General features: G+C 46.4%; 5 protein-coding genes. All 5 read right to left on the bottom strand.

The window, feature by feature from the left end; translation table 11 throughout:
- On the bottom strand, positions 1-204 hold a 204-nt coding region (trpD, locus tag JKY90_09325; GenBank protein MBL4852456.1), incomplete at its 3' end, for an anthranilate phosphoribosyltransferase.
- A gap of 34 nt (positions 205-238) precedes the next feature.
- Positions 239-820 carry an aminodeoxychorismate/anthranilate synthase component II gene (locus tag JKY90_09320; GenBank protein ID MBL4852455.1) on the bottom strand — a complete coding sequence of 194 codons (582 nt, stop codon included), beginning with the start codon at positions 818-820 and terminating at the stop codon, positions 239-241.
- A gap of 39 nt (positions 821-859) precedes the next feature.
- A complete protein-coding gene (locus tag JKY90_09315) occupies positions 860-2386 on the bottom strand; it encodes an anthranilate synthase component I (GenBank protein MBL4852454.1) in 1527 nt (508 codons plus the stop codon).
- 10 nt (positions 2387-2396) lie between these two features.
- Positions 2397-3077, bottom strand: a complete 681-nt coding sequence (locus JKY90_09310; GenBank protein MBL4852453.1) for a phosphoglycolate phosphatase — start codon at positions 3075-3077, stop codon at positions 2397-2399.
- Positions 3078-3088: 11 nt separating this feature from the next.
- On the bottom strand, positions 3089-3292 hold a 204-nt coding region (locus JKY90_09305; protein MBL4852452.1), incomplete at its 5' end, for a ribulose-phosphate 3-epimerase.

Raw genomic sequence — 3292 nt, 5'->3', positions numbered from 1 at the left:
TTTTGTCGCCAGCTCGCGCATGACGCTGGCTGCTGCAGTGATTTCATCAACGGTCTCCCCTTTCATGCGTAAGCCAATAAGAAATCCGCCTATCTGTGCTGGGGTTGCATTACCACACATGATGCTACGCATGACTGATGTCATCGCATCACTCGACAAATCATTGCCTTCAGTGAGATGTCTAATAGCAGTTTGAATATTCATAGCTTTCTCTATTAAGCAAGTGACGGTATTGCAGTTATGACATGGCTATAAAATTACGTAGCAAATCATGGCCGTGCTGACTCAAAATCGACTCTGGATGAAATTGCACTCCTTCAACCAAATCAATTTTATGGCGTACACCCATGATTTCATCTATCTCACCATGCTTGTCTACAGTCCAAGCCGTGACTTCAAGACAGTCTGGCAAGCTGTTTGGCGCTATCACTAAGGAATGATAGCGCGTTGCCTGAAAGGGGCTCGGTAAACTAGCGAATACGCCCTGATCATTATGGTGAATCATCGAGGTTTTGCCATGCATGATTTGTTTGGCATGAACAATCTTGCCGCCATAGGCTTGACCAATACTTTGATGCCCCAAACACACGCCCAATATCGGCACCTGACCAGCAAAGTGTTCTACCACCTCTAACGAAATGCCCGCTTCATTGGGTGTGCACGGGCCTGGCGATATAACGATGCGATCAGGCCGCATTGCTTTTAGCTGGTTAATATCCACTGTGTCATTGCGGTGAACATGAACATCCTCGCCTAACTCGGCCAGATATTGCACCAAGTTATAGGTAAAAGAATCGTAATTATCAATCATTAGCAGCATGATTTAGCACACCCTAACTCTACTTGGCTACGCCAAAGATTACACATTTTTGCCTGACGGCTCATTATTATTGAGCCCCGCCTTAGCCAACGCAACAGCGCTAAAAATGGCACGACCCTTACTCATGGTCTCTTGCCATTCTCTACTGGCAATGCTGTCTGCAACAATTCCTGCGCCAACTTGAACATACAAAATATTGTCTTTAATTACCGCCGTGCGAATGGCAATGGCAGTATCCATATTGCCGTTCCAGCCAATATAACCCACAGCCCCTGCATAAATACCACGCTTAACAGGCTCTAACTCAGCAATAATTTCCATTGCCCGCACTTTCGGCGCACCGCTAACAGTGCCGGCAGGAAACGTGGCACGCAGCACATCATAAGCATTAAGCCCAGGCTTTAACTCACCCACCACATTAGAAACAATATGCATAACATGTGAATAGCGCTCAATTAACATGTTCTCGGTCAGCCTAACTGAGCCAGTGGTGGCAACACGGCCAACATCGTTACGACCAAGGTCAATCAACATTAAATGTTCGGCGCGCTCTTTTGGGTCAGCTAACAGCTCTTGTTCAAGCTGTTGATCTTCTAAATTAGTTTTGCCCCGTTTGCGCGTGCCAGCGATAGGTCGCACGGTGACATTGCCATCCTCGTAGCGTGTCAAAATTTCTGGCGAAGAGCCAACAATATGAAATTCACCCATATCAAGGTAATACATATAAGGCGATGGGTTGAGACTGCGCAAGGCGCGATACAACTGAATAGGCGCAACATCGAATTCAATCGATAATCGTTGCGATAACACCACTTGCATAATGTCACCATCAACTATGTATTGTTTGGCTTTATCAACTGCCAACTCAAAGTTTTTTTGACTAAAACCTGAGACAAAATCTTTTTCATACACTTGTGTATCACTAGATTGTGATGGTGTATACGCCAACGGTTGCCTTAAGCGCTGGCACAAATTATCTAAACGCTGTTGCGCGCAATCCCAGGCATCATCACGATCAAGATCGGCATAAACCACCATATAAGCCTTGCCAGCAAGGTTGTCAAAAACAACCACCTCATCGGACACCATAAGCAAAATATCGGGGTTAGCCAAATGCTCCTTCGACAGATCATTATGCTCCTTGTGAGCCAGCCCAGACTCAATCTTAGGCTCGATATAGCGAACGGTGTCATAACCAAAATAGCCAACCAAACCACCATTAAACCGAGGTAAATCAGGCAAATCAGGTACCCGAAATCGGGATTGAAATGATTGCAACCAAGCTAGCGGATCAACAACAGTTGTACGCTCTATGACATGCCCTTCTTCAATATACTGAATATCATGACCATCAACACGAACATAGCTGCGGCAAGGCAAACCAATAATGGAATAACGACCCCATTTTTCGCCACCTTGCATGGATTCAAACAAATAGGAGAACGGGGCGTTAGCCAACTTAAAATAAACGCTTAGTGGCGTATCAAGGTCTGCGTTAAGCTCGCGCATAAGCGGGATACGGTTATAACCTTGACTCGCCAGATGCTTGAATTGTTCGTATTGCATCGCTAACTAATCAGGCCGCTTTGGTAAATAACCCGGTTAATTCCGTCATGCTGTCTATCACTGCATCCGGATTAGAATCTCTAATATCAATGCCATGGTTGTAGCCGTAGGTCATACAGATAATCTTAAAACCCGCAGCACGTGCTGCTTTAACATCGCTAATGGAATCACCAATCATCATTGCTTCATTAGCGGGCACTGAGAAATGGGCGGCGCCATGTAATAACGGCATGGGGTCGGGCTTTTTCTTAGGCAAGCTATCACCGCTGATGACGATTTCAAAGTCAGCATAAATACCCAAAGCCTTGAGTAAAGGCAGCGTAAACTGTGCTGCTTTATTAGTCACACAGCCAAGCCGGATATTGGTGCTCTTGAGATAATCGATACCTTCTCTCACACCTGGATACAGGCTGCTACGCTCACAGGTATTGGCTGCGTAGAGCTCAAGAAACATCGGATAAGCTTTGGCAAAGAGCGCATCATCCGGCTCGCCATGCAACTGACCGATTAATGCGCGACGGACAAGACGCTCAACACCATTACCCACCCAATGACGCACCTTGTCTGCGCCATGCTCGGGCATAGCCAAGGCTTTCATCATTGCATCAACACAATAAGCAAGATCTGGTACGCTATCGACCATGGTGCCATCTACGTCGATCAATATTGCCTTGGGCAAGCTTTCAATCATGACTGGTAAGGTTAGCCACGCGCACGTGCAATTTCCGCACGCATTTTATCAATAACTGTCTTGTAATCATCTGCACCAAAAATAGCCGAGCCCGCGACAAAGGTGTCAGCACCTGCGGCGGCGATATCGTAAATATTGTCCGCTTTAACACCGCCATCAACTTCGAGACGAATATCATAGCCACTGTCGTCGATCAACTGCCGTGCTTGACGCAG

This window comes from Gammaproteobacteria bacterium (assembly GCA_016765075.1).
GTDB lineage: Bacteria > Pseudomonadota > Gammaproteobacteria.
The sequence above is the reverse complement of the archived record's forward strand: the minus strand, read 5'-3'. Positions and strand labels throughout refer to the sequence as shown.